General features: G+C 67.6%; 23 protein-coding genes. 13 read left to right on the forward strand and 10 right to left on the reverse strand.

Annotation, left to right across the window (positions count from 1 at the left end; genetic code table 11):
* Positions 1-73 precede the first annotated feature (73 nt).
* The 3 genes from ACAG24_RS11405 to ACAG24_RS11415 are packed head-to-tail and all read left to right on the forward strand — an operon-like array spanning position 74 to position 3,204.
* A complete protein-coding gene (locus tag ACAG24_RS11405; protein WP_370473176.1) occupies positions 74-1,099 on the forward strand; it encodes an ABC transporter permease in 1,026 nt (341 codons plus the stop codon).
* Between the two features lie 11 nt (positions 1,100-1,110).
* Positions 1,111-2,277 (forward strand): FAD-binding oxidoreductase, encoded by a 1,167-nt coding sequence (locus ACAG24_RS11410; RefSeq protein ID WP_370473177.1) that lies wholly within the window; start codon positions 1,111-1,113, stop codon positions 2,275-2,277.
* A 24-nt stretch (positions 2,278-2,301) separates the two neighbouring features.
* Complete coding sequence (locus ACAG24_RS11415) at positions 2,302-3,204, forward strand: aldose 1-epimerase (RefSeq protein ID WP_370473178.1); 903 nt, start codon at positions 2,302-2,304, stop codon at positions 3,202-3,204.
* Between the two features lie 70 nt (positions 3,205-3,274).
* On the opposite strand, the gene ACAG24_RS11420 is transcribed toward ACAG24_RS11415, so the two are convergent.
* The 4 genes from ACAG24_RS11420 to dnaK are packed head-to-tail and all read right to left on the reverse strand — an operon-like array spanning position 3,275 to position 7,427.
* The gene (locus ACAG24_RS11420) at positions 3,275-3,646 is read right to left on the reverse strand and encodes a heat shock protein transcriptional repressor HspR (RefSeq protein WP_370473179.1); all 372 of its coding nucleotides are present in this window, start codon (positions 3,644-3,646) and stop codon (positions 3,275-3,277) included.
* A gap of 34 nt (positions 3,647-3,680) precedes the next feature.
* Entirely contained in the window at positions 3,681-4,865 is a 1,185-nt protein-coding gene (gene dnaJ / locus ACAG24_RS11425) for a molecular chaperone DnaJ (protein ID WP_370473180.1), read from the reverse strand.
* A 40-nt stretch (positions 4,866-4,905) separates the two neighbouring features.
* The gene (gene grpE / locus ACAG24_RS11430) at positions 4,906-5,544 is read right to left on the reverse strand and encodes a nucleotide exchange factor GrpE (RefSeq protein ID WP_370473181.1); all 639 of its coding nucleotides are present in this window, start codon (positions 5,542-5,544) and stop codon (positions 4,906-4,908) included.
* Positions 5,541-7,427 carry a molecular chaperone DnaK gene (gene dnaK, locus ACAG24_RS11435; RefSeq protein ID WP_370473182.1) on the reverse strand — a complete coding sequence of 629 codons (1,887 nt, stop codon included), beginning with the start codon at positions 7,425-7,427 and terminating at the stop codon, positions 5,541-5,543. Before dnaK ends, grpE begins: the two co-directional genes overlap by 4 nt.
* A gap of 208 nt (positions 7,428-7,635) precedes the next feature.
* Here dnaK and alc point away from each other — a divergent pair, with 208 nt between their 5' ends.
* Positions 7,636-8,598 (forward strand): allantoicase, encoded by a 963-nt coding sequence (gene alc, locus ACAG24_RS11440; protein WP_370473183.1) that lies wholly within the window; start codon positions 7,636-7,638, stop codon positions 8,596-8,598.
* Positions 8,595-9,500 carry an allantoinase PuuE gene (gene puuE / locus ACAG24_RS11445; protein ID WP_370473184.1) on the forward strand — a complete coding sequence of 302 codons (906 nt, stop codon included), beginning with the start codon at positions 8,595-8,597 and terminating at the stop codon, positions 9,498-9,500. The genes alc and puuE overlap by 4 nt, the downstream gene beginning before the upstream one ends.
* Here the strand turns inward: puuE and ACAG24_RS11450 are convergent.
* Genes ACAG24_RS11450 through ACAG24_RS11460 form a run of 3 tightly spaced genes read right to left on the reverse strand, consistent with a single transcriptional unit; the run spans position 9,485 to position 12,533 of the window.
* Positions 9,485-10,204, reverse strand: coding sequence for an aspartate/glutamate racemase family protein (locus ACAG24_RS11450; RefSeq protein ID WP_508506427.1), 720 nt, complete (start codon positions 10,202-10,204; stop codon positions 9,485-9,487). The genes puuE and ACAG24_RS11450 overlap by 16 nt on opposite strands.
* 2 nt (positions 10,205-10,206) lie before the next feature.
* Positions 10,207-11,760, reverse strand: a complete 1,554-nt coding sequence (locus ACAG24_RS11455; protein ID WP_370473186.1) for an NCS1 family nucleobase:cation symporter-1 — start codon at positions 11,758-11,760, stop codon at positions 10,207-10,209.
* A 53-nt stretch (positions 11,761-11,813) separates the two neighbouring features.
* Entirely contained in the window at positions 11,814-12,533 is a 720-nt protein-coding gene (locus ACAG24_RS11460) for a GntR family transcriptional regulator (RefSeq protein ID WP_370473187.1), read from the reverse strand.
* Between the two features lie 114 nt (positions 12,534-12,647).
* Between ACAG24_RS11460 and ACAG24_RS11465 the strand changes: the two genes are divergently transcribed.
* The 8 genes from ACAG24_RS11465 (at position 12,648) to ACAG24_RS11500 (ending at position 20,453) form a co-directional block, all read left to right on the forward strand.
* Positions 12,648-13,199 carry a hypothetical protein gene (locus tag ACAG24_RS11465; RefSeq protein ID WP_370473188.1) on the forward strand — a complete coding sequence of 184 codons (552 nt, stop codon included), beginning with the start codon at positions 12,648-12,650 and terminating at the stop codon, positions 13,197-13,199.
* 67 nt (positions 13,200-13,266) lie between these two features.
* Positions 13,267-14,634, forward strand: coding sequence for a mycothione reductase (locus ACAG24_RS11470; RefSeq protein ID WP_370473500.1), 1,368 nt, complete (start codon positions 13,267-13,269; stop codon positions 14,632-14,634).
* 5 nt (positions 14,635-14,639) lie between these two features.
* Positions 14,640-16,043, forward strand: a complete 1,404-nt coding sequence (zwf, locus tag ACAG24_RS11475) for a glucose-6-phosphate dehydrogenase (RefSeq protein WP_370473189.1) — start codon at positions 14,640-14,642, stop codon at positions 16,041-16,043.
* The gene (locus tag ACAG24_RS11480; RefSeq protein ID WP_370473190.1) at positions 16,036-17,832 is read left to right on the forward strand and encodes a glycoside hydrolase family 15 protein; all 1,797 of its coding nucleotides are present in this window, start codon (positions 16,036-16,038) and stop codon (positions 17,830-17,832) included. The genes zwf and ACAG24_RS11480 overlap by 8 nt, the downstream gene beginning before the upstream one ends.
* A 15-nt stretch (positions 17,833-17,847) precedes the next feature.
* Positions 17,848-18,471 (forward strand): TIGR03085 family metal-binding protein, encoded by a 624-nt coding sequence (locus tag ACAG24_RS11485; protein ID WP_370473191.1) that lies wholly within the window; start codon positions 17,848-17,850, stop codon positions 18,469-18,471.
* A 17-nt stretch (positions 18,472-18,488) separates the two neighbouring features.
* Complete coding sequence (locus ACAG24_RS11490; protein ID WP_370473192.1) at positions 18,489-19,430, forward strand: LLM class F420-dependent oxidoreductase; 942 nt, start codon at positions 18,489-18,491, stop codon at positions 19,428-19,430.
* A gap of 40 nt (positions 19,431-19,470) precedes the next feature.
* Positions 19,471-19,914: a hypothetical protein gene (locus tag ACAG24_RS11495; protein ID WP_370473193.1), complete on the forward strand. Its 444-nt coding sequence runs from the start codon at positions 19,471-19,473 to the stop codon at positions 19,912-19,914.
* Positions 19,915-19,940: 26 nt separating this feature from the next.
* Positions 19,941-20,453, forward strand: coding sequence for a hypothetical protein (locus tag ACAG24_RS11500; RefSeq protein WP_370473194.1), 513 nt, complete (start codon positions 19,941-19,943; stop codon positions 20,451-20,453).
* Here ACAG24_RS11500 and ACAG24_RS11505 read toward each other — a convergent pair whose 3' ends face one another.
* The 3 genes from ACAG24_RS11505 to iniA form a co-directional block, all read right to left on the reverse strand.
* Complete coding sequence (locus ACAG24_RS11505; protein WP_370473195.1) at positions 20,454-22,145, reverse strand: Hsp70 family protein; 1,692 nt, start codon at positions 22,143-22,145, stop codon at positions 20,454-20,456.
* A gap of 128 nt (positions 22,146-22,273) precedes the next feature.
* Positions 22,274-23,767, reverse strand: coding sequence for a dynamin family protein (locus tag ACAG24_RS11510; protein WP_370473501.1), 1,494 nt, complete (start codon positions 23,765-23,767; stop codon positions 22,274-22,276).
* A gap of 9 nt (positions 23,768-23,776) precedes the next feature.
* Entirely contained in the window at positions 23,777-25,612 is a 1,836-nt protein-coding gene (gene iniA, locus ACAG24_RS11515; RefSeq protein ID WP_370473196.1) for an isoniazid-induced dynamin-like GTPase IniA, read from the reverse strand.
* Positions 25,613-25,670 lie beyond the last annotated feature (58 nt).

Raw genomic sequence — 25,670 nt, forward strand, 5'->3', positions numbered from 1 at the left:
CTGTTGAAATCTGACGTCCCACGTCCTACGCTCCCAGTACGCATCAATTCAACAGTCAGTGAAAAGAGTCCCCATGACCACCGCCACTACCCATCGGACCGCTGATCACCACGCCGCCGCCCACGAACCACCCGCAGCCCTCAAGGCGGCGGGCATCGTCGTCGCCGTCACCACGCTCCTGGCCCTCGTCGCGATCGCCTTCGCCCTCCCTGCGGCTCGCTCCGGTCCGCACGACGTCCCGATCGGCGTGGCAGGCCCGCAGGCCGCGGGCGGTCAGACCGCCCACGTCCTCGACCAGAAGGCACCCGGCGCATTCGCGGTGACCTACTACCCCAGCGAGGCCGCACTGCGCGAAGCAATCGGCAACCGCGATGTCTACGGCGGCATCGCGCTCCCTGCCCAGCCGGGCACCGAACCAGCGCTGCTGATCGCGACCGGGGCCAGCCCGATGGTGGCGCAGATGCTGACCCAACTCGGCGCCCAGTTCGGCCAGCAGACCGGTATGCCACTGCGGATCCAGGATCTCGCGCCGCCCGGCGCGCGTGATTCTCGCGGCGCCGGCGTGGCTGCATCAGCGCTGCCCATCACACTCGCAGGCATCCTGCCCGCCATCGCGCTGGTACTCGTGCTGCGGACCGAGATCTGGATGCGCCTTGCCACCGCACTCGTCTTCTCTGCGGTAGCCGGCGTCACCATCGCGGTACTGCTCCGATTCGTGCTGGGCTCCGTCGACCAGAATTTCTGGGGCGTCTCGGCCGGTCTCACGCTGGGAGTCGCGGCGGCCCTGCTGACGGTGCTCGGCCTCGGCTCGCTGTTCGGCCGCGCCGGGCTCGCCCTCGGCGCGGCCCTGGCGCTGCTGGTCGGCAACCCGCTGTCGGGACTCGCAAGCGCACCGGAGATGCTGCCCGCGGGCTGGGGCGCTCTGGGACAGTTCCTGCCGCAGGGAGCCACCGCCACCCTGCTGAGGTCGACAGCCTCCTTCGCCGGTGCCGGAGCCTCGACCGCGGTCGTCGTGCTGACCTGCTGGGCGGTGGCTGGGACCGCGATGATCGTCGTCGCCGCCCTTCGCCGACAGAACTCTTCCGCCGCAGTGACTTAGGATCGTGCGGCGTGGGACTCGAAGACCGGGAATCGATGCGCATCCTGCGGGATGCGTTCGATCTCGATCGTGGATCCGAGGCGATGATCGGGGACTTCTACACACACTGGTTCGCCACCGACCTCTCGGCGCGCGACCTGTTTCCCCCCGACATGGAAAAGCAGCGCCAGGTCTTCGCGCAGGCCATGTGTTGGTTGTGCGAGGAGCTCATCGCCCAGCGCGCCGAAGAACCCGTCGCGTTCCTCGCCCAGCTCGGCCGCGACCATCGCAAGTACGGCGTCACCAGCGCGCACTACGCCACGCTGCAGCAGGCACTCCTGACCACGCTGCGCAAGGCCTTGTTCGACCGGTGGGACCGCAGGCTGTCGGAAGCCGTCCACGACACCGTCGGGCTCGCCGTCGGCGTCATGAGCGGGGCAGCGGACGCCGAGAAGAGTCCCGCGTTCTGCGACGGCACGGTGCTGGAATACCTGCGGCCCACCCGTGACATCTCGGTGATCCGGCTCAAGCTCGACCGGGCGCTCGACTATCACCCCGGTCAGTACGTCGGCGTCCAGGTGCCGCAGTGGCCGCGTCGGTGGCGGTACCTGAGCCCGGCCATTCCCCCCGAACCCCACGGCTACATCGAGTTTCACGTTCGTTCCGTCGCCGGCGGCATGGTCAGCGCGGCGATCGTCGACGAGGCCCGCCCGGGTGACCGGTGGCGGGTGTCCAGCCCGCACGGTGCCATGGAGATCGACCGCGGCGGCGGCGACGTGCTGATGGTTGCCGGCAGCACCGGGCTCGCGCCGCTGCGCGCACTGATCATGGACCTGTGCCGCTACGGGCAGAACCCGCGGGTACATCTGTTCTTCGGCGCAAAGTACCCCTGCGATCTCTACGACCTGCGCACCCTCTGGGAGATCGCGTCGACCAACTCGTGGCTGTCCGTCACGCCGGTCTCGGAGCTGAACTTCGACCCGCCGTGGGCCGCGGACTATCCCGACAACACGCCGCCGCGCGGCCTCCACGTACGCCAGACCGGGCTGCTCCCCGAAGTGGTCACCCGCTACGGCAACTGGAGCGATCGCCAGATTCTGGTGTGCGGCCGACCCGAGATGGTGCTGGCGACCAAATCCGCGCTGATCGCCAAAGGCGCACCTGCCGAACGGATCCAGCACGATCCTCTGGCCGGCTGAGCGCCACATGGCAGGATCGCTGCCATGGAGGAGTTCGAAACCGTCACGCTGCGCGATCCCTCGTCACCGCTGACCGCGACCTACGTCCCGATCGCAGGAATGGTCGGCACGTCCCTGTCCGACGACGGCGTCGAACTGCTGGGCCAGCGCCGGGGACTGCAGGCCTACGTGTCCAACCACAAGACGATGGGGATCCCGATCCTCTACCCGTGGGCCAACAGGCTGTCGAGCATGGGCTACGGCGTCGACGGCGCGGTGGTGACACTGACCCCGGGAACCGGCGGAGTGCGCACCGACCAGCACGGCGTGCCGATCCACGGCACGTTGGCCGCCTACAAGGATTGGACGGTCACCACGCTGCTGGAATCGCAGCTGACCGCGGAGCTCGATTTCGCGGCGCGACCTGCGCTGCTCGCGACGTTCCCGTTCCCCCACCTGCTGACGCTGGACATCACCCTGTCCGACCGGACGCTGACCGTGAAGACGACGGTGACGGCAACGACGGGTTCGCGGGTGCCGCTCTGCTTCGGGTTCCATCCCTACCTGCAGCTGCCGGGTGTGCCGCGCGCGCAGTGGCAGATCGAAACGCCGGCCATGCGCTACCAACCGGTCAACGCGTGGGGTATCCCCACGGGCCGGGTGGAATCGCGCCCCGCCGCGTCAGAAGTGCTGGGCGACAAGTTCATCGACGACGGTTACGACGAGGTCGCCGAAGGTTCGGTGTTCACACTCTCCGGCGGAGATCGCCGCATCGAGGTGCACTTCGACGAGGGCTATACGGCGGCGCAGGTCTTCGCTCCCGGTGATGACGACGTCGTCTGCTTCGAACCGATGGCGGCCGCGACCGACGCGCTACGCCGCGGCGGCTATCGCGAGGTGCAGCCGGGCGAGTCCGCGGTGGCGCAGTTCCGCATCAAGGTTTCGTAGCTTCTCGGCGAAACTGCAACGGCGCGGGGGAAGTTCGAGAAGACGGCTGCGAGGGTTCAGTCTCGGCGGGCTAACGCTTGTTGCGCGGCTGCCAGACCACCAGCGCGGTGCTCTTGGGCCGCGGCTGCGCACGCAGGTGCTCGACCTCGTTGCTCAGTTCGCGCACCCGCGCCTGCAGCGCCTCGACCTGGTTGGTCAGCTCGATGATGCGCTTGATCCCGGCGAGGTTGACGCCCTCGTCCTGCGAAAGGCGCTGCACCTCACGGAGCAGGTCCACATCGCGCTGCGAATAACGCCGTCCCCCACCGGAACTGCGCTGCGGGCTGACCAGGCCGAGCCGGTCGTACGTGCGAAGGGTCTGCGCATGCATGCCGGCCAGCTCGGCGGCCACCGAGATCAGGAACGTCCTGGCTTCTTCGTTGGGATCCCTGCGGCTGCTCATCACAGCAGCCCCTGGTTCTTCGCGCAAGCGCTCATCACAGCGAACCTGCCCAACCCGCCCTCGGGTCGAACCCGCTCGCACGCTCGGCCTTGGCATAGGCTTCGAGCGCCTCGGCGGCTTCACCTTCGAGGTTCGGCGGCACCGCGACCTTGACGGTGACCAGCAGATCACCGTGTCCGCCTGCACGTTTCGGGACCCCGCGGCCCCGGACCCGCAGGATGCGACCGTCCGAGGTGCCCTTCGGCACCCGAACGCCGACCTTGCCCTCCAGCGTCGGCACGGAAAGTGTTGTGCCCAAGGCCAACTCGTGGAAGCTCACCGGGACCGCGACGGTCAGGTCGTCACCGTTGCGCCCGAACACCTTGTCGGGCTTGACATGCACCGTCACGTACAGGTCACCCGAAGGCGCCCCGCGCAACCCGGCCTCACCCTGGCCGGCCAGCCTGATGCGCTGCCCGTCCTCGACGCCGGGTGGGATCCGCACATTGATGGTGCGGGTCCGCGTCGTCACACCGGTGCCCTTGCACTCGTCGCACGGGTTCTCGATGATCGACCCGCTGCCACGACATTCCGTGCACGGCTCGGAGAATCCGAAGGCGCCCTGGTTGCGGCTGACAACCCCCGCCCCGTTGCAGTTGGGGCAGACCTTGGGACTGGTTCCCGGCCGGGCACCGCTGCCATGGCAGTTCGTGCACGGCGCGGGGCTGGTGAGCCGAAGCGGCATCGCCACACCCTTGGTCGCCTCCAGGAAGCTCAGCTCGGTCTCGGTCTCCAGATCATTGCCCCGCCGGGGGCGGGTCGGGCGCGGCTGCTGTGCGCCGCGTCCGAACAGCCCGCCGAAGAGGTCGCCGATGTTCGCGCCACCGGACTGGCCTGCGGCGTCGAACAGATCGTTGAGATTGAACTCCTGGCCGTCGCCGCCGCCGAACCCTCCGGGGAATCCCCCGCCGCCGGTGTAGCGACCCCGGCCGAACCCGCCGCCCGCGAACAGACGGCGGGTCTCGTCGTACTCCTTGCGCTTGGCGGAGTCGGTGAGCACCTCTTTGGCTTCGGAGGCGGCCTTGTACCGCTCCTCGGCCTCGGCGTTGCCCGGGTTCCGGTCAGGGTGGTTGTCGGCGAGGATCTTGCGGGCAGCCCGCTTGATCTCTTTCTCGTCGGCATCGGAGGCGACGCCGAGCACTTTGTAGAAATCCTTCTCAACCCACTCGCGTTGGGCCATATCGCGTCACCTCCTCACCTGCTCGTTCATGGATGTTCAATCAGTTCTCTGATTCTGAAGCCTCGTGGGCCTGCGCGTCGGCATTGCCGGATACGGACGCGTCGGGCGCGGTGTCCGGAACTGTGTCGATGACACCGACCATGGCGTGCCGGACAACCTGCTCGCCGACCTTGTATCCACGCCGCATCACGGTCCCGACGACGGGATGCGTGCCGTCGCCCTCGTGCTGCACGGCCTCGTGCAACGCGGGGTCGAACTCGTCGCCTTCCTCACCGAAGCCTGAAAGCCCCAGCCCCTCAAGTGCTGTCGCCAGCTTGTCGGCGACGGACTTCAGCGGCCCGGATTCCAGGTCACCGTGGCTGCGGGCCCGATCGAGGTCGTCGAGGACCGGCAGCAGTTGGACGACAGCCGCGGCCTTGGCCCGTTCCGCAATCGCCTGCTGGTCCCGAAGCGTGCGCTTGCGGTAGTTGTCGTACTCCGCCTTCACCCGCTGCAGTGTGGACCTGAGCTCGTCGAGTTCCGCTGAGCCCTCGGCACCGTCGGCGGCCGCCGCCTCCGGCGCCGGCCCACTGGGGGCCGGGCCGGCGGCAGGGGTCTCACGCACTTTCCCCGTCTCGGGATCGATGCGCCGCTTGTCGGTGAAGGTGACCGGCTCTTGGATGTGGTCCGAGTCGCTCACTTGCGCTCGCCACCGTTCGGGCTGTCGTCCTCCACCACCTCAGCATCGACGACGTCGTCATTGGAGCCCGCGTTGCCGGAGGTGCCGTCGGCGCCGCCTGCCGGTCCGCCCGCGGCCTGCTCGGCCTGGGTGGCCTCGTAGATCGCCTGGCCGAGAGCCTGGCTCTCCTCGCCGAGCTTCTCCATGGCCGACTTGATGGCGCCGATATCGGTGCCCTCGAGCGCGGTCTTGGCGGTCGCGATCGCGCCGTCGACCTTGGTCAAGGTGTCCTCGGGGACCTTGCTGCCCCCTTCGGCTTCGCGCTGCTCCTTGACGAACTTCTCCGTCTGGTAGACCAGCGACTCGGCCTGGTTGCGGACATCGGCCTCTTCGCGACGCTTCCGGTCCTCGTCGGCGTGCGCCTCGGCGTCCTTGATCATCCGGTCGATCTCTTCCTTGGAGAGGCCGGAGCCTTCCTGGATCTTGATCGTGTTCTCCTTGCCGGTGCCCTTGTCCTTGGCGGTGACGTGCACGATGCCGTTGGCGTCGATGTCGAAGGTGACCTCGATCTGCGGGACACCGCGCGGGGCCGGCGGGATGCCGGTCAGCTCGAAGGAGCCCAGCAGCTTGTTGTGCGAGGCGATCTCGCGCTCACCCTGGAACACCTGGATCTGCACCGACGGCTGATTGTCGTCGGCCGTGGTGAAGGTCTCCGAGCGCTTCGTCGGGATCGTGGTGTTGCGTTCGATGAGCTTGGTCATGACGCCACCCTTGGTCTCGATGCCGAGGGACAGCGGCGTGACGTCGAGCAGCAGGACGTCCTTCACCTCACCCTTGAGCACACCGGCCTGCAGCGCGGCGCCGACGGCGACGACCTCGTCCGGGTTCACGCCCTTGTTGGGCTCCTTGCCACCGGTCATCTCCTTGACCAGTTCGGAGACCGCGGGCATGCGGGTGGAGCCACCCACCAGCACGACGTGGTCGATCTCGCCGACCGAGATGCCTGCGTCCTTGATGACGGACTGGAACGGCTTGCGGGTGCGGTCCAGCAGATCCTGGGTGATCTTCTGGAACTCCGACCGGGTGAGCTGCTCGTCGAGGAACAGCGGGTTCTTGTCGGCGTCGACGGTGATGTAGGGCAGGTTGATCGACGTGCTCTGCGAGGAGCTCAGCTCGATCTTGGCCTTCTCCGCGGCTTCACGCAGCCGCTGCATCGCCATCTTGTCCTTGGTCAGGTCGATGCCGCTGGTGGCCTTGAACTTGTCGACCAGCCATTCGACGATCCGGTCGTCCCAGTCGTCGCCGCCGAGGTGGTTGTCACCGGAGGTGGCGCGGACCTCGACGACACCTTCGCCGATCTCCAGCAGGGACACGTCGAACGTGCCGCCACCGAGGTCGAAGACGAGGATCGTCTGTTCCTTCTCGCCCTTGTCCAAGCCGTAGGCCAGCGCGGCCGCGGTGGGCTCGTTGACGATGCGCAGCACGTTGAGGCCGGCGATCTGGCCGGCTTCCTTGGTGGCCTGACGCTGGGCGTCGTTGAAGTACGCGGGCACGGTGATCACCGCGTCGGCGATGTCCTCGCCCAGGTAGCTCTCGGCGTCACGCTTGAGCTTCTGCAGGATGCGTGCGCTGATCTCCTGCGGCGTGTAGTTCTTGCCGTCGATCTCCACGGACCAGTCGGTGCCGATCTCGCGCTTGACCGACCGGATGGTCCTGTCGACGTTGGTCACCGCCTGGTTCTTGGCGGGCTGGCCGACCAGCACCTCGCCGTTGCGCGCGAACGCGACGACCGACGGGGTGGTCCGGGAGCCCTCGGAATTGGCGACGACGACGGGGTCGCCACCCTCCAGTACTGCGACGACGGAGTTGGTGGTCCCGAGGTCGATACCGACCGCACGAGCCATAGTTACTGCCTCCTGAATAGACTTTCGATGTGGTCTGAGTGCACCGCACTCAAGCCTGCTCCTCACAGTGGTTCTGTGTCAAGCCAAACTTGAGTCGCTGGGACTCAACTGTCGAACTGGTCAACGGGACAGTCACGCGATTTGTTCCCGATGCTCGTACAGGCGTTCTCACCGCGACGGTCCGGCCGATCTCTGTGACGATTGTCCGATGGCCGAATCGCTCCCCGACTTCACGTGGCTCCCCGACCTCGCCCTGCGGCCACTGGGCGGCGCGGTGGTCTGGACCAACGACGAGACGTTCGCGGAGAAGGAGAATCTGATCACCCCGGGGCCTGCGACCTACCGGCCGGCCTCGTTCGGCCACAAAGGGCAGGTCTACGACGGGTGGGAGACCCGTCGGCGCCGCGAACCCGGCCATGATCAGGCGATCGTCCGACTGGGCGTGCCCGGCCTGATCCGCGGGGTCGTGATCGACACCGCATGGTTCAAGGGCAACTTCCCGCCGGAGGCCTCGATCGAGGCCATCGAGGTCGACGACTACCCCGCCGCCGAAACGCTTGCCACGCATCCGGATTGGGTGACGCTGATCGAGCGGACGAAGATCTACGGCGACACCCGCAACCCCTTCGAGATCGACTCGCCGCGCCGGTGGACGCACGTGCGCCTGACCATCTATCCCGACGGCGGCGTGGCCCGGCTTCGGGTGCACGGCGAAGGCCTGCCCGATCCGAAACTCGTCGGCTTCGGACCGACGGACCTGGCCGCGCTCGAGAACGGCGGGCTGGTCCTGGACTGCTCGAACCGCTTCTACAGCTCGCCGCAGAACATCATCTTCCCGGGGCTGGCGCAGGTGATGGGCGACGGCTGGGAGACTGCACGGCGCCGCGACGACGGCAACGACTGGGTGCACATCCGGTTGGCCGGCGCCGGCCGAATCCGGCTCGCCGAGGTCGACACCTCGTATTTCATCGGCAACAGCCCCGGGGCCGCGGCGCTGTGGGGCCGCCGCGGCGGATCCGACTGGACGCCGTTGCTGCCGCGCACCGACCTGTTGCCCGACACCCGTCACCGATTCCCCGTCGCCGCCGACGACGTCGTCGACCAGGTGCGCCTGGACATCTTCCCCGACGGTGGGCTGGCGCGACTGCGCCTGTTCGGAGACCTGGTGTGAACGCCTACCCCAGGGACATGGTGGGCTACGGCCGCACGCCGCCGGATCCGCAGTGGCCCGGCGGTGCGCGCATTGCGGTGCAGTTCGTGCTCAACTACGAAGAGGGAGCAGAGAACTCGGTTCTCGACGGCGACCCCGCCTCGGAGATCTTCCTGTCGGAGATCACCCCGGCCGAGGCGTTCCCGAACCGGCACATGAGCATGGAGTCGATCTACGAGTACGGCTCACGCGCCGGGGTGTGGCGCCTGCTGAACATCTTCGAACGGCGCGGTGTTCCGTTGACCGTCTTCGCCGTCGCCCGTGCGCTGCAGCGAAATCCCGAGGCAGCGGCGGCATTTACCGAACTCGGTCATGAGATCGCCTGCCACGGCCTGCGTTGGACGTCCTATCAACTTATCGACCGCGACACCGAGCGCGCCGATATGAAGGAGGCGGTCCAGATCTTGACCGACCTGACGGGCACTGCCCCGCGCGGCTGGTACACCGGACGCGACTCCCCCAACACTCGCGAGCTGGTCATCGAGCACGGCGGATTCATCTACGATTCGGACTCCTACGCCGACGACCTGCCGTACTGGGTCACCGTCGGGGGCCGCCCTCATCTCGTGGTGCCGTACACGCTCGACACCAACGACATGCGATTCGCCTCTCCCGCAGGCTTTTCCAACGGTGACGAGTTCTACGCGCATCTGCGCGAAGCATTCGACGTGCTCTACGCCGAAGGCGGCGCTGGCCACCCGAAGATGCTGTCGGTAGGCCTGCACTGCCGGCTGGCGGGACGTCCGGCCCGCGCACGGTCACTCGAACGGTTCCTCGACCACGTGCAGTCCCACGACGGCGTCTGGCTGGCGCGGCGTATCGAGATCGCCGAGCACTGGCGCACCGTTCACCCCGTCAGATAATCCTTCGGCGGAGGCGCGGCGAACTCGCCCCGCGTCGAGGTCCGCAAGCCCATCGCGACCAGCGACTGCGCCGTGAGCGTGGCGGCGGTGACGCCGTCGACGACAGGCACCCCGAGGTCAGCGGAGATCGAGGCGCACATGTCGGCCATCCCGGCACAGCCGAGCACCACGACATCGGAGCCGTCGGCCTCGATCGCGTCCCGACACGCCTCGGTAACAATCTTGCGAGCCTCGGGATCGCCGTCGAGGTCGAGGACCGCGATCTCGCACGCGTGGATCCCGCGGCAGAACCGCTGCATGCCATAGTGTTCGGCGAGATCGGCGGCCCTGCCCATCGTGCGACCCAGGGTGGTGACCACGCTGAAACCGCGGCCGAGGTAACTGGCCGTGCGCATGGCGGCCTCCGCGATGCCGACCACCGGTCCCGACGCCACCTCCCGCGCGGCGTCGAGCCCGGGATCGCCAAAGCACGCGATCACATACCCGTCGGCGCCCCCGCGTTCGCCACGCTCGACCGCCCGCAGCACCCCCGGCACCGAAAGCGCCTCGTCGTAATGGCTTTCGATGGACGCCGGCCCGATCTCCGAGGTGACCCCGACAACGTGGGTTCCCGGTGCGACGACTGCCCGCGCACAATCGACCATGGCGGCCGTCATCGACTCGGTGGTGTTCGGGTTGATGACCCAGATCGTCGAGGCAGGCACGGTCACGGCAGCGCGGGCACGGCGAAGCGCCCGCGGGTGGCCATCGCCCAGTAGGTGGCGAAGCCCAGGCCGCAGCCGATGAACCAGCTGTACTGCGCGGCGGTGTACATGCCGACGACGTGGCCACCGAGCAGCACGGGGATCATCGCGACGACGGCGCCGACGGCGGTCGCAATCACCGCGGCGGGGTTGTAACCCTTGCTGTACCAGTACGTCCCGTCCTCGGACATGGTGAACATCGCGTCCACGTCGACCTTCTGCTTGTGCACCAGGTAGTAGTGGGCGATCAGGACGCCGAACAGCGGACCGATGAACGCGCCCAGCGTCTCGAGGGTGTAGTGGATGACCTCGGGATTGTTGTACAGATTCCACGGCGTGATGAGAACGGAGCCGACGGCGGCGATCATGCCGCCGGCACGCCAGCTGATGCGCTGCGGGCTGACGTTGGAGAAGTCGAACGCCGGCGAGATGAAGTTGGCGACGATGTTGATCCCGATGGTGGCGATTGTGAACGTCAACGCGCCCAACACGATCGCGAATGTGGAGTCGATGCGAGCAACCGTCTCGACGGGGTCGGTGATCAGCTCGCCGAACACCGGCACCGTCAACGACGCGGTGACGACCACCAGGATCGAGAACACCAGGAAGTTCACGGGCAGTCCGAGGAAGTTGCCCCGCTTGACCGCACTGAACGACCTGCCGTAGCGGGAGAAGTCGCCGAAGTTCAGCATCGGACCCGAGAAGTACGACACCACAAGGGCGATCGCACCCAGCATCACCGGGATGGACTCCAGGCCCGTGTACGTCACCTCGCCGAGGTTGAGGTCGATCGCGCCCCAGCCGGCCTGGTAGATCAGGTATCCGCACAGCAGGAACATCACGACATACACGGCCGGACCGCAGAAGTCGATGAACTTGCGGATGGCCTCCATGCCTCGCCAGAACACGCACGCCTGCAGGATCCACAGCAGGATGAAGCTGCCCCAGCCAAGCAGCGGCAAGCCGAGGAAGCCGTACTGATCGACGTCGGCGTACGGCATCAACCCGGGAAACAGTTTCAGCAGTACGACGTCGAGCGCGGCGGACGCCAGATAGGTCTGGATGCCGTACCACGCCACCGCGATCAAGCCGCGGATAATGGCGGGGATGTTGGCGCCCAGGACACCGAAGACGCTGCGGCAGATCACCGGATACGGCACACCGGTGGCCTGGCTGGGTTTGGCCACCAGATTGCAGAACACGTTGACGATCACGATGCCGATGAGCAGTGCGACGAGCACCTGCCAACTGGCCAGACCCAGTGCGAACAGGCTGCCTGCCGTGACGTAGCCACCGACGCTGTGCACGTCGGACATCCAGAACGCAAAGATGTTGTAGGAGGTCCACGTCTGCTTGCCGAGCGGAGCGAGGTCTTCATTGGTCAGGCGCGGGTCGTAATCGGGCTTGATGACGCCACCCCCGATGGGATGGCCAGAGGCCTCGACCATGTCACCCGCGCCGACCATCGCGCCGGGCGGAGGGTTCTTGGTGCCATGAGGTGCGTCGATGTCGGTCATGCGCGGACGCTAACGACGGATCGTTTCGCCGGTATTGCCTGCGAAATACCGACCTATTGCGCGGAAGATATATCCGGCGGGGCGAACAGACCGGTGTCGGTGGGCAGCGTCTCGATCACGGTGTTGAGCCGCTGGGCATGCACCTCGGCTGCGGTGAGCAGGCGCTCCACGTCACCGGCGAGGAATCCGGCGAGCATCTCCGTGTGGTCGGCGTGCAAGTCATGGCGGTCGGCAGCAGACACGTGCACCATCGACTGCACGGGTTCGGTGATGTTCCATGCCGATTCGAGCATCCGCAGCAGCCGGTGCATGCGTGACGGACGGGTCAGCGCAAGGTGGAAGTCGCGGCTGTGCCGGTGGTACGCCGCGGGATCGTCGTCGCGAACCGCTTGCAGCAGAACGTCGTTGGCCGCGGCGGCCGCGGCGCGGTCCTCGTCGGTCGCATTACCCACCGCGGCGGCCAGCGACGCCGACTCCAGCGTCTCCCGCACGATGTACATCTCGCGCAGCTCCTGCGGGGTCAGCAGCGCGACGGTGTACCCGAAGTTGCTGCGGTGTGCGACCAGCCCCTCACCGATCAACGTCTTCAACGCCTCGCGCACCGGAATCTGGCTCACCCCGAACAGATCGGCCACCTCGGCCAACGGGACCGGTGTACCCGGAGACACGGCGCCGTCGAGGATCACCCTGCGCAACTCGTCGAGGATGGCCTGTTGCGGGCGGCCGGGCGCGTCGACGACCAGGCTGGCGATCAGGGCCGAACGTCGACGCATCGGGCAACCGTAAGCGGGCGGCGGTGTCTTCACCACTTGGGCGGCTCGCGAGATGGCACTTCCCCGCGCGCCACTCCCATCACTCGCGCCCCAGGCTGCGTAGTCTGGAACCCGATGAGGACGAGGTTGGTCGTGGCGGGCACGCTCGTAGGTGTGGCCGCGCTCGCCGGGTGCCAGTCGTCGATCCAGGGGACCGCAACCCGCGAACCCGACACCTCCTTCACCGAGCCGGCGTTCCCGACCCCGCGGCCGAGTCGGCCGACCGCGGCCCCGCCGCCGCCGTCGGCACCCGCCGCGCCGTCGACGACGCAATCGCGGCCCTCCGGCGCAGAGGTTCTCGAACCGGAGAACGGATACGTCTTCATCCAGACGAAGACCGGCAAGACCCGCTGCCAGCTCGACGAACAGGAGGTGGGCTGCGAATCCGCCTTCACCAACGCTCCGGAGGTCGACGGCCTTCCGGCGAACGGGGTACGTCTGAGCGCCGGCGGTGACCTCAGCTGGGTGCTGGGCAATCTCGGCGCGATCCCGGCGGTGACGTTGGACTACCGCACCTATTCGGCGGTCGGATGGACGATCGACGCCGACGAGAACGGCACCCGGTTCACCAATGACGGCACCGGCCGCGGCATGGTCATCAGCGTCGAAGGCGTCGAGAGCTTCTGAGCCGAGGTCACCGATCGGTCAGCGTCCGCGGGTTTGGCGCCGATCATTCTGTGGGAACAGCGGCATGGTGCGAAGACACGATCTGGTTGTCATCGGCGCGGGCTCGGGGAACATGGTCATCGACGACCGCTTCTCGGATATGGACGTCGCCGTCATCGACGACCGCAAGTTCGGCGGGACCTGCGTCAACTACGGATGCATCCCGTCGAAGATGCTGTCCTACACCGCCCAGATCGCCGACACCGTCGACGACGCCGCGACGTTCGACGTCGACAGCGACTACCACGGCATGCGCTGGCAGCAGGTTCGCGATCGTGTCTTCGGCCGCACCGACAAGGTGGCCGCCGACGGCGAGCAGGGCAGGCGCGACAGCGGATTCGTCACCGTCTACAAGGGCCACGCCCGATTCACCGGTGCAAGGCAGTTGCAGGTGGACGTCGACGGTGACACCGTCGAACTCACCGCCGATCGCATCGTCGTCGCGGCGGGCGGGCGCCCCGTCGTGCCCGACGCGGTGGCCGACTCCGGACTGCCTTTCGAAACCTCCGACACCGTGATGCGACTGGACGCCCCCCCATCACATCTGGCGGTGCTGGGCGGTGGCTACATCGCCGCCGAACTTGCTCATGTCTTCTCCAGCGCAGGCAGCCGGATCACCATCATCGAAAAATCCGGCCAGCTGCTCGGCGGCCCCCAGGATGAGGCGGTCCGCAGCGTCTACACCGAGCTCATGCGCTCGAAGTACGATCTGCGCTGCGGCAGCGAGCTCACCGAGATCACTGGCGCCGCAGGTGATCTCACCATCACCCTGGACGACGGAGCGACCGTGCACGCGGACACCTTGCTCGTCGCGACGGGCCGCCGGTCCAACAGCGACCGACTCGCCGTCGAGAAGGGCGGCCTCGACACCCACGATGACGGACGCATCGTCGTCGATGAACACTGCCGCACCACCGCCGACGGCGTCTTCGCGCTGGGCGATGTCAGCACCCCGATCCCACTCAAGCACGTCGCCAACCGGGAAGCCGATGTGGTCAAGCACAACCTCCTGCATCCCGACGATCTGCACAGCATCAGCCACGACCTCGTCCCCTCCGCAGTGTTCACCAATCCGCAGATCGCCTCGATCGGCCGGACGGAAGAAGATTGTCGCGACGACGGTCTCGACTACCGCGTCGGACTCACCGAGTTCGCCGACGTGGCCTACGGCTGGGCGATGCAGGACACCTCGGGACTGTGCAAGGTCCTGGCCGACCGCGACGGGGCGATTCTCGGTGCCCACATCATCGGCGCACAGGCGGCATCGCTGATCCAGATCTTCGTCGTCGCAATGAACTTCGGCATCAAAGCCCACGAGCTGGCCGCGAAACCCTACTGGATCCACCCAGCCCTCACCGAAGCCGTCGAGAACGCGCTCCTTGATCTCGGAAAGTAGAAACCATGACCTCTGATGCCGCCGACCCCGTGGTTCTTGTGCTGTTCGGTGCTCGCGGAGACCTCGCCCGCCGCATGCTGTTTCCGAGCTTGTACCGGCTCGCCCGTGCAGGCAGACTTCCCGAGGACTACCGGATCATCGGGTCCGGCCGCTCCTCGCCGGAGAGTCTCGACGAATTCCGGGACTCGGTACGGGAAGGGCTCTCAGACTCGATCGAGACGCTCGACGACGAGATCGTGGACGAGCTCCTGGACAGGCTCACCTTCCAGTCCGCCAACGACGAGGACGGCGCCGAGCTCGCTGCGCAAGTCCGTCAGGCACGTGACGATCTCGGGGACGGGGCGCAGACCCTGGTCTACTTGTCGGTGCCGCCCACCGCGATGAAACCCATGATCGAGATGCTGGGCCGGGAAGGAATGACCGACGGCGCCAGGATCATCGTCGAGAAGCCGTTCGGCACCGACCTGGAGAGCTCACGCGAGCTCGCCGCGGCCACGGAGTCCGTCGCCGACGAGGACCGCATCTACCGGATCGACCACTTCCTCGGCAAGGAAGCCGTGCAGAACATCCTTGCTCTGCGGTTCGCCAACGGACTTCTCGAACCCTCATGGGACAGAAGCCATGTCGAATCGGTTCAGATCGACGTCCCGGAGGACATCGCACTGGAGGGCCGTGGCAGCTTCTACGAATCGACCGGGTGCTTCCGCGACATGGTCTCCACCCACCTGTGTCAGGTGCTCGGCTTCATCGCCATGGAGCCGCCATCGGCGCTCGACGCGAACGGCCTTCGCGACGCCAAAGCCCGGGTCTTCGAAGACATGCGTCCGCTCGACCCGGCGCGGGTGGTTTTCGGACAGTACGACGGATACCGGGACGAGGACGGGGTCGACGACGAATCACGCGTCGAGACCCTGGTGGCAGTGGAGGCATTCGTCGACAACGACCGATGGCGCGATGTTCCGTTCTATCTGCGCACCGGAAAAGCCATGGGCGACAACCGCCGTACGGTCACCCTGACATTCCGGACACCGACACCGGGGCTGTTCGGCCAGCCCTCACGCGACCAGCTGGTGCTCGACCTGACGGCGACACCGGCGGCGACCCTCGAGCTCAACGTCAAGAAGCCGGGCCCTGAGCTGTCTGCCGAGCGGGTCGGGTCGGCGTTGCAGCTCACACCCGACGACCAGGAGGACGACGGACTCGACGCCTACGAGCGGCTCCTGCTCGATGTGATGCGCGGCGACCAGACCCTGTTCGCACGTGCCGACGAGGTCGATCGGCTGTGGCAGGTGTGTCAGCCCGTGCTCGACAATCCGCCGCCGGTGCAGAGTTACGAAAAAGGGTCGTGGGGGCCGGAATCCGCGGTGCGGCTGCCCGGTGACGGCGGCTGGCGGTTGCCTGATGGCTGACGGTCCGTCCATCGCCGAGCACGGCCTGATCGGGGATCTTCGGACCTGCGCCCTGGTCGGAACCGACGGAACCGTCGATTGGTTCTGCGCACCCCGCTTCGACTCCCCCAGTGTCTTCGGTGCCATCCTCGACCCCGAAAACGGTGGCGCCTGGCGTATCTCGACCCTATGCGACAGCAGCCACACCCATCAGTTCTACTTCCCGGAGTCAGCGACGCTGATCACCCGCTTCCTGACCAACGACGGCGTGGTCGAGATGCACGACTTCATGCCGATCACCCAACCCGCCGACGGCGAACACCGGCAGCGACTGGTGCGCCGCCTCATCGCCGTTCGGGGCGAAGTCACCGTGCGCATGCAACTCGACGCCCGACCTGACTACGGCAGAACGCGATTCGAGACGGAGCACCGGGACGACACCGTCGACTTCCGTGCCGACATCCTGGCGATGCGACTGACCTCATCGGCCGAACTGACCGTCGAGGACGGCGTCGTCAGCTCCGAACTGACACTGAAGACCGGCGAGACCGCCGAGTTCGTGCTGGAGGTCCTCGACCCTGCCGATCCCGACCCGTCGGCCGTGGACGTCGACGAACTGTTCGAGGCCACCGCCGAATTCTGGCGCAGCTGGCTGGCGCACTCCCGCTACCGCGGCCGGTGGCGCGAGATGGTGGAGCGCTCGGCCATCACCCTCAAGCTCCTGACCCACGAGCCGTCGGGCGCCGTCGTCGCCGCGGCCACCACGAGCCTTCCCGAACACATTGGCGGAGAACGTAACTGGGACTATCGCTATGTGTGGATGCGCGACGCGGGCTTCAGCCTTTACGCGCTGCTCCGTCTCGGGTTCAACGCAGAGGCGAATTCGTTCATCGAATGGCTGTCCAAGCGCCTCGGCCGCGGCGAGCGCGAACACGACGGCCTGGGGCCCCTGCGCGTGCTCTACAACATCGACGGCGACGAACCGGTGCAGGAGTACGAACTCGACCATCTGCGCGGCTATCTCGACTCCACCCCCGTTCGGGTCGGCAACGCCGCCGTCAAGCAACTTCAACTCGACATCTACGGCGATCTCATCGATTCGGTCTACCTCTTCGACAAGTACGGGGCTGGCATCAGCTACGACGCGTGGTCCGACGTCGTGTACGTCATCGACTGGCTGGTGGACAACTGGGACCGCGACGATGCCGGCATGTGGGAGATCAGGGACGAGCCGCAGCCCTATACGACGTCGCGGCTGATGTGCTGGGTGGCGATCGAACGGGCGATCCGTATCGCGCGACGGCGAGGCCTGCCCGCCGACCTGGTCACGTGGACCGGCGCCCGCGACGACATCTATCACCGCATCATGTCCAAGTCCTGGAACGCCGACCTGCAGGCCTTCACCCAGGTCGAGGGCGGGGATCAGCTGGACGCCGGGGTGTTGCTGATGCCGATGGTCAAGTTCATCTCGCCCGTCGATCCCCGATTCCTGTCGACGCTGGAGGCGATCGAACGGGAGCTGGTCACCGACTCGCTGGTGTTCCGTTACGACCCGGCCACCGACGGCCTCGACGGCGACGAGGGAACATTCTCGCTGTGCACGTTCTGGTACGTCGAGGCGCTGACCCGCACCGGCCGACTGCGCGACGCCCAGCTGGCGCTGGAAAAGATGTTCACCTATGCCAACCACGTCGGTCTCTACGCTGAGCAGGTCAGCGCGACCGGAGACCAGGTGGGCAACTTCCCGCAGGCCTTCACCCATCTGTCCCTGATCAGCGCCGCCATCAACCTTGACCGTGCGCTCGGCTGAACCGAAAGGCAGACCATGACCGTTGCACAGCGAGAACGAGCCGCCCTGGTCGCGACGTTCCGCGACACCGCGCCCGACGCCCCCACTCTGTGCGAGGGTTGGGACGTGCGGGATCTGACGGCGCACCTCGTCGTCCGCGAGCGGCGACTCGACGCGGCACCGGGAATCCTGGTTCCGGCATTGGCCGGCTACACCGAGCGGGTCCAGGGACAGGTGGCCGCGTCGACCGACTGGGACGTACTGCTCGGCCAGGTAGCCGAGGGGCCGCCGATCTATTCGCCCTTCAAGCTCCTCGACCCGGTCGCCAACCCCGCCGAGATGTTCATCCATCACGAGGACGTCCGCAGGGTGGGTGGTGACTGGGAGCCCAGGCCGCTCGACGACGCGACCGTCTCCACGCTGCGCAGACCGGTCGCGATGATGGCGCGGATGACACTGCGTAAGGCACCCGTGAAGGCGGTGTTCCGAACCCCGCAGGGCGACACACTGGCCACCGCCGGCAAGGGTCCTGAGGTGGTGATCACCGGCGACGTCGGCGAGTTGCTGATGTACGCCGCGGGTCGCGACCAGGCCTGGGTGTCGTTCGACGGCGACCCTGATCTCATCGAGCGCCTCAAGAGCGCCCGCGGCGGGCTCTGAGCCTAGGGTAGACAAACGTGTCCCCAGCAGATTTCCGCATCTTCGTCGAACCCCAGCAGGGGGCGACCTTCGCCGACCAGCTCGCCGTCGCGCAGACGGCCGAGCGGGCGGGGTACTCGGCGTTCTTCCGCTCCGACCACTACGTCGCGATGGCCGGTGACGGTCTACCCGGCCCGACCGACTCCTGGGTGACATTGGCGGGTCTGGCGCGCGAGACGACGTCGATCCGGCTCGGCACGATGGTGACGTCGGCGACGTTCCGCTACCCGGGGCCGCTCGCCATCTCGGTGGCTCAGGTCGACGAGATGAGCGGCGGCCGTATCGATTTCGGTCTCGGTGCGGGATGGTTCGAAGCCGAGCACAAGGCGTACGCGATTCCGTTCCCGCCGCTGGGCGAACGCTTCGACCGGCTCACCGAACAATTGGAGATCCTGACCGGCCTCTGGACCACGCCGGCCGGTGAGACGTTCGATTACTCCGGCCGGCACTACCAGATCACCGACTCGCCGGCGTTGCCGAAGCCCGTGCAGGATCCGCACCCGCCCATCATCATCGGCGGCGGAGGCGCCAAGCGGACACCGGCGCTGGCGGCCCGATTCGCTGCCGAGTTCAACATCCCGTTCGTGCCCCTGGAGACGCTCACCGAGCAGTACGCCCGGGTGGCTGCGGCGGTCGAGAAGGCCGGCCGCCCGAAGGACTCCCTCACCTACTCGGCGGCCTTCGTGGTGTGCGTCGGCCGCGACGACGGGGAGATCGCCCGGCGTGCCGCGGCGATCGGCCGGGACGTCGATGAGCTGCGGTCCAATTCCCCGGCGGTCGGCACCCCCTCCGAGGTCATCGACAAGCTCGGCCCGTTCCTCGAGGCCGGCGTGCAGCGTGTCTACCTGCAGGTTCTGGACCAATCGGACCTTGAGCACGTCGAGTTCTTCGCCGAGCACATCATCCCCCAGGTCGGCTGACCAGGCGCGCCGCCCCAGGTCACGGCTACTATCGGTGCCCGTGAACCGACGGGACGACGATGAGGCTCGCGATGAGCCGCCCGTCGAATGGCACAACCAGACGTCGACGCTGCTCGGGGCCAGCGTCGCCGGCCTTCTCGCGATCGGGTTGCTCGTCATGCTGATCTCGTACGTGGCCGGGCAGTTCAGCGAACCGGAGCAGGCTCCGCTGAACTACATCCCGCCGCCGAGGTCCTCGGCCAGCGCGACGGAATCCGAGACGTCGACGACGACCGGGACGATCACCAGCACGAGCCCGCCGATGACCAGCGACATCAATCCCGGTGAGACCACCGCGACGACGACGGAGTCGACGACCAGGCCGAGCACCCGCCCACCACGCACTCGGGAGACCGAGGAGGACGAGGATGCGGATGAGGAGGAGACGACGACCCGCAGTCGTCCCCGCACCAACGTGACACGCACGCTGTACCCCGGAACGTAGGAACTGAGCGCGTAGTCTCGGTCTCCGTGGCGCGATACGGCGATGGCGACGACCAGAACTACTACTCCGAAGACGACCCGACCCAGCTCAGCAACTACGGGTACGGCGACTACGACCAGCCGGCGGCAGAGCCGGAGCCGGAGACTCCCTGGTACCGGAAACCCGCGGCGCTGGTCGCCCTCGGTGCGATCGGCGCGGTGCTCATCGCACTCGTGGTGTTCGGATTGGCCAAGGCGATCACGGGCGACTCGGATTCGGAGACGACATCGACCACGCCTCTGACCCCGCTGACCACGACGTCCGCATCGGCGGTGCCCCCGGCGACAGTGACCGACACCGAGACGGCGAGCGAGACCACCTCGACGACGACGGAGCCGACCACCACGACCACCACCCCGCCGACGACCACCACCACGACGACAACCTCGACGACGCCGAGCACCACGGTCAGCACCAGCACCAGTACCAGTACCGTCACGCAGACGGAGACTCAGACCCAGACGGTCACCGAGCCGCCGCCCGCGCCGGCAGCCCCCTGATCAGCAGGTGATCTCGGCCGACGGCACACACTCGGCGACCGGAGTGGTGGGCTCGACCACCTCGGGCTGAGGCGCCTCGGACGGTTCGGGCGCGGGCTCCGGTTCCGGCTCTGGTGCGGGTTCCGGCGACGGTTCGGGAGACGGCTCAGGTGTCGGCTCGGGTTCCGGTGTCGCCGACGGGCTGGGCGTGGGCGTCGGCGACGGGCTGGGCGTGGGGGTCGGCGTCGGGCTCGGTGAGGGGGTCGGGCTCGGTGTGGGAGTCGGCGACGGCGTCGGACTGGGCGTCGGGCTCGGCGAGGGCGTCGGCGACGGAGCCGCGGGGGGCGGCGCTGCCGGCCGCGGAACAGGCTGCGGCGCCGCCTGCTTTGTCACCACGCGCTGCGGCGGCGGCTGCTGGGGAGCCGCCTGGACCACCCGCGGCGCAGGAGCATTCGCCACCACCGTCTCGGTGACAACGGGCGGCGGTGCGGCCACCTCGACCTGCGCCTCCACCGGTTTCGTCGCGACAGGCGTCTCGACGCCCGAGGCGCCCGCCTCGGCGGGGCCCGCCGGGCCGACATGTGACGTCAGAACCAGGCCGGTGGCCGCCAGCGCGGCGAAACACGCTGCGACGCCGAACAATACGCCCGGCCGGCGATACCATGCCAGCGGTTCGAGGTCGACGACATCGGCCTCCGGTTCGAAGTGCACATCGGGCCGCGCATACGACGTGCCGTACACGACGTCCGTCTCCGGCGTGGACAGGTCGACAGTCTCCTCCGACCACGCCAGGTGCGGCACCGCCGCGGCCATCGTCGCGTGCGCTGAGGTGGCCGGCGCGCCGGCAGGCGCCAGCGTGGTGTGCGCCTCGTGTTCGCCGACCCGCAGCGCCATCAGCTCGGCGCCGATCGCGGCCGCTGCCTGGGCATGCGGGACGGTGATCACCGGCTTGCGGAGCGCTTCGGAAAGCCGTTGTGTGACAAGCGGTATACGCGCTCCACCACCGACCGTCGCGATCGCTGCGAGCTGCGCCGGGGCCACACCGTGGCGACACAGAGTGCCGACCAGCACCTCGATGGCGCGGTCCAGCGGACCGGTGATCAGCTCGACGATCTCGGGACGCGTCAACCGCACCGTGGCACCGCCGCTGACGAAACCGGTTGCGGTGTCGAACGACAACCGTTCCTTGGCCGCCCGGCAGTGAGCACGCAGATCGGCCAGCACCGCCACTTCGGACGTCCCCGCGGGCTCGGCATCGACTCCCGCCAATACGTGCTCCAGCACCGCGCGGTCGATGAGATCGCCGGAGAACGCGTCTACCCGGAGGGTCTCTCCGATGACCCCGAAGCCGTTGCCTGCGTCGACGAGCGTGATGTTGGTGCCGCTCGCCCCGAAGTCCAAGAGCGCGACCACCCCGCGCGCAGGTAGACCAGGATCGGCCTGCAACGCCGTGAGCGCCGCTGCGGCGTCCGAAACCACCGTCAGGTGAGGCACTGCGATGCGCAGGGCCGCGACGATCGGGTCGGGCCAGTGCGCGGGTACGGCGACTGCCGCAACGTCGGGCCGTCGCTGCGGCCGGGCCGTTCGGGTGAGGTCTTCGATCGCGGCCGCGGCCAGCGCCTCGGCCCGGTGCACCGAATGGTCGGCGAGGACCAACGGGACGGGATCGCCGATGCGCTCGACGAAGCCGGTGACCGTCAGACCGGAGGCCACGGTTACCACCGTCGGCCGCACTGAAGGCCGCCCGTCGGCGACCGCTGTGAGATTCGCTGTGCCCAGCGAGATGCCCAGTGAACTACGCATGCCTTTTATGTCGTTCGGCGGAGCCGAAACGTTAGGCCTCAGCGCCCCTGGCGTGCGTACTCCGCGACGATCGCCTCCGCGCTGCGCACGGCGGCCCGGCAGGCCCTGGCGGTGAAGGGGTCGTTGAGCGGGTGCTCTGACCGTCTGCGCCACCTTTGAGCTGCGGCGAAGGCGGCGCGCGGCCCGTCTGCGTCTACTCCGGACGACAGCCCAAGCCTGCTTGCGACGTCGGTGCCTGAACCGCCGATCAGCCGTCGCAGCGAGGCCATCTCGTCGTCGTTGAGGGTCGTTTCGCGTGACCGCAACTGACTGAGCAGCCGCAGTTCCTCGAATGCGTGCGTGTCCGCGAGCAGCGGGTCGATGTCGGCGAGGATCTGCGGCGTCGCATACACGGGGTTGCGTTGCACGAACTGCCTCAGCGACAGCAGCGCGGTGTGTGCTTTCAGCAGATCGGAGCGCTGCGCGAACTGCTGGTCGATGACGTCGCGCAGCGCCACCAGGCCACTGCGTTCCAGAAGCTCTCCGGCCAGCGCTACGGAGTCGCTCACGCCGGCTCGCAGCACCGCGATCGAGATGCGGATGCCGAACATGCCGAAGCGGTCCAGCAGCGCAGCGCGGGTCACCGCGTCAACGGGCAGCGCGCTGTCCTCACGCACGAACCGGTCGACCGACAGCATGGCCTTGGCGAGGTCCGTGGGATCCACGCCGGCGAGCTTCTCCAGCGCCGCGAACTCCCGCTGCCGCAGTGTGCGCGCGGTCAGGGCGAGAAGCCCCGACACCGGGACGACGGCCTGGCAGATGCCCGTCCGCTCCATCTCCGCGGTGAACCGCTGGGCGACGTCTCTGGCCGACATCATCGCGTCGATGCGCCCCGCCCCGATCTCGTCGGCGCGCGACGCCACCCCGATCACACCGAGCGCGCCGGACGAGCCTCCGACCAGTTCGCCGATCTGCTTGAGCAGCGCGGTGTCTGCGGCGTTGAGCGTCCGCAGCAGAAACACCACGGCATCCACTCGCGGCACCCCGTCGTCGGGCACCAGCAGTCTCAGGGTGCGGGCCGACACGTCCCTCGACAGCGACGACGTGCCGGGGGTGTCGATGATCGTCGCGTCGACGAGTTCGGCGGCGGGCCATTCGACATCGAGATCGAGGACGTCGTCGGGATCCAGCTGTGCGAAGTCGAACGTCAGGCCGCCCTCACGGGGGTCACGCGCGATCGGCACGTTGGATCGGCGGCCTCCGCGATGGTTGGCCGTCACCTTCGGTGTCGGACCGTGCCGGAACCACGTGACGATGCGGGTCGCTTCCGTGGCATCGGTCGGCGCGATGGTGTCGCCGACGAGCGCGTTGACCAGCGTCGACTTACCGGCCTTGAGCGTGCCGGCCAGCGCGATGCGCATCGGCTGGTTCAGTCGCCCGCCGATGCGCTGCAGTTCGTCGTGCAGGTCCGGACGTTGCCGGTAGGCGGGGTCGTTTCGATAGGCGGCGATGGTGCCGCCCAGGATCGCCCGTACTTGGTCGCTGGTACTGATCTGCCGAGCTTAGTGAGCCGGGGCCACGGCAGGTGTGCCCAGCTTGTCCGCGTGGTCGATGACCTGGCGCAGGATGTTGAGCTGACGCTCGAGTTCCTTGACGCGCGTGTTGCGTTCGGCTTCTTCCACCTTGGCTGTCGCGAGGGTGGCCTGCAGTGACTCGTTGAGGGACCGGGTGGTCTGGTTGGCGATCTCGCGGTAATGGTCGCGTAGCTGTCGCTGGATGCCGCGCAGTCGGTCGCGGGACTCCTTGCCGACCGTGAACGCGACCTCGTCGACAAACCGGCGCACGTTGGTCTTCGCGTCGTTGCGCACCCGCAGCATCCGGTTTTCCATGTCCTCCTTGTATGCCTTGCGGCCGAGGATGAAACCGGCGCCCAGCGACAGCGGATTGAACATTCCGAGCCCGGCGAAGGACGTCAGCATGCCGAACATCAGCACGCCTCCGTAGGACCCGCGCATCCCTGTGACGACCTTGTGCCCGAACTTGAGGGGCTTGGCCTCCAGGTGTGCCAGCGACCGGAACTCACCCATGTCGGCGCCCATGTTTCTCGCGTCGATCGTCGGCATCCGTACCGCATCGAGGCCGGCCTCCATGAACGTCCTGGCCACTTCTGCGGCAAGGGCTTCCGCCCGCTGGTACGCCCAGACGAAGTTGTCGCCGACAGCCGTCGCGACCGCATCCTCCAGTTCGGCGCCGATCTCGGCCCAGTGCAGCGTCGGATCTCCTGCGTCGATGACCCGCTCGGTGTGAAACGTGATGTTGCGGAAGCGCTGTCGCAGATCGTGGTCGACGTCGGAGGTCAGGTCGGCGATGCCGTCGTTGAGCACCTGCTGCCACAGTGCGGTCTGCTGCAGCGCGTCCTGCGCCTCCTGCTTGCGCCGCTCCAGATCCGCAGTCAGCCTGTCGCGGGTGTGCGGGTCGTTGAGGGCGGCCAGCTCAGAGTCCACCGCCAGCTTGAGATGTTCTGCTGCAGCGCGTATTTCGCCGATCGCGTGGTCGCGGACCCGGTCGTGCTGGCGCTTGAGCACCTCCTCGGAGAGAAACTTCACGATCGCCGGGAAGTTCGATTCCTCGTTGAGCTCTTTGTCGTTCAGCTGCACGGCGTGGCTGCGCAACGTCGAGGACACCGGAACCAGCGGCGTCGCGATGCCCGCCCGGCGCAGATGGGCGGCGTTGGCGTCGACGACCTGGCGCCAGTGTGGATACAGGTCGGTCTTGGTCGCGACGATCACCGCGACCGGGCAGACCTCCAAAGCCTGCCGCATGAACGTCATTTCGGGCTCGGTGAACTCCTGGCTGGTGTCACTGATCATCAGCATCGCGTCGGCATCGGGCAGCAGGCCCAGCGTTGCGGACAGATGCGGCTGGCCGTGTCCGCCGACGCCCGGGGTGTCGATGAAGGCGAGGCCGCCCTTGAGGAGTGGGCTCGGCGCGGTCACCTCGACCCGCAGCACTTCGCGACCGCCGGCCTGCGGGGCACGGCGCAGGTCGTTGCGCAGGTCCGCGACCGGGATGTCGATCAGTTCGGGCTCTTCGCCGTCGGGCCGCGCAACCACCAGCCGTGCGGATGCCTGCTCGCCGTAGGACACCACCGTCGCGACCACCGTGGACTCGTCGTCGCCGACGCGGGCCACCGGCATGTTCAGCAGCGAGTTGAGCAGTTGGCTCTTGCCCTGTTTGAGCTGGCCGGCGATCACGACGCGGATCTGCGGATCGTTGATGCGCTGCTCGGCACGCGTCAACCGCGCCACCAGGTCACCCCGTTCGTGGGTGTCGGCGATCTTCCTGGTGTGGTCGACGAGCTCGAGCACGACCTTCTTCTGGTCGTTCGGTGGCGTCATGGTGTTCCTCTGATCCGGTGTCTCTCAACGGTAGGCGCGACGACTGGCGGGGACCATG

This window comes from Mycobacterium bulgaricum, from assembly GCF_041287165.2.
GTDB lineage: Bacteria > Actinomycetota > Actinomycetes > Mycobacteriales > Mycobacteriaceae > Mycobacterium > Mycobacterium bulgaricum.

Coding starts and splice junctions, on each gene's coding strand:
- ACAG24_RS11485 (WP_370473191.1), top strand. CDS start 17,848: ATGACCGTTGCACAGCGAGAACGAGCCGCCCTGGTCGCGACGTTCCGC.
- dnaK (WP_370473182.1), bottom strand. CDS start 7,427: ATGGCTCGTGCGGTCGGTATCGACCTCGGGACCACCAACTCCGTCGTC.
- iniA (WP_370473196.1), bottom strand. CDS start 25,612: ATGACGCCACCGAACGACCAGAAGAAGGTCGTGCTCGAGCTCGTCGAC.
- zwf (WP_370473189.1), top strand. CDS start 14,640: ATGACCTCTGATGCCGCCGACCCCGTGGTTCTTGTGCTGTTCGGTGCT.
- ACAG24_RS11480 (WP_370473190.1), top strand. CDS start 16,036: ATGGCTGACGGTCCGTCCATCGCCGAGCACGGCCTGATCGGGGATCTT.
- dnaJ (WP_370473180.1), bottom strand. CDS start 4,865: ATGGCCCAACGCGAGTGGGTTGAGAAGGATTTCTACAAAGTGCTCGGC.
- ACAG24_RS11460 (WP_370473187.1), bottom strand. CDS start 12,533: ATGCGTCGACGTTCGGCCCTGATCGCCAGCCTGGTCGTCGACGCGCCC.
- alc (WP_370473183.1), top strand. CDS start 7,636: ATGGCCGAATCGCTCCCCGACTTCACGTGGCTCCCCGACCTCGCCCTG.
- ACAG24_RS11420 (WP_370473179.1), bottom strand. CDS start 3,646: ATGAGCAGCCGCAGGGATCCCAACGAAGAAGCCAGGACGTTCCTGATC.
- ACAG24_RS11455 (WP_370473186.1), bottom strand. CDS start 11,760: ATGACCGACATCGACGCACCTCATGGCACCAAGAACCCTCCGCCCGGC.
- ACAG24_RS11405 (WP_370473176.1), top strand. CDS start 74: ATGACCACCGCCACTACCCATCGGACCGCTGATCACCACGCCGCCGCC.
- ACAG24_RS11465 (WP_370473188.1), top strand. CDS start 12,648: ATGAGGACGAGGTTGGTCGTGGCGGGCACGCTCGTAGGTGTGGCCGCG.
- ACAG24_RS11415 (WP_370473178.1), top strand. CDS start 2,302: ATGGAGGAGTTCGAAACCGTCACGCTGCGCGATCCCTCGTCACCGCTG.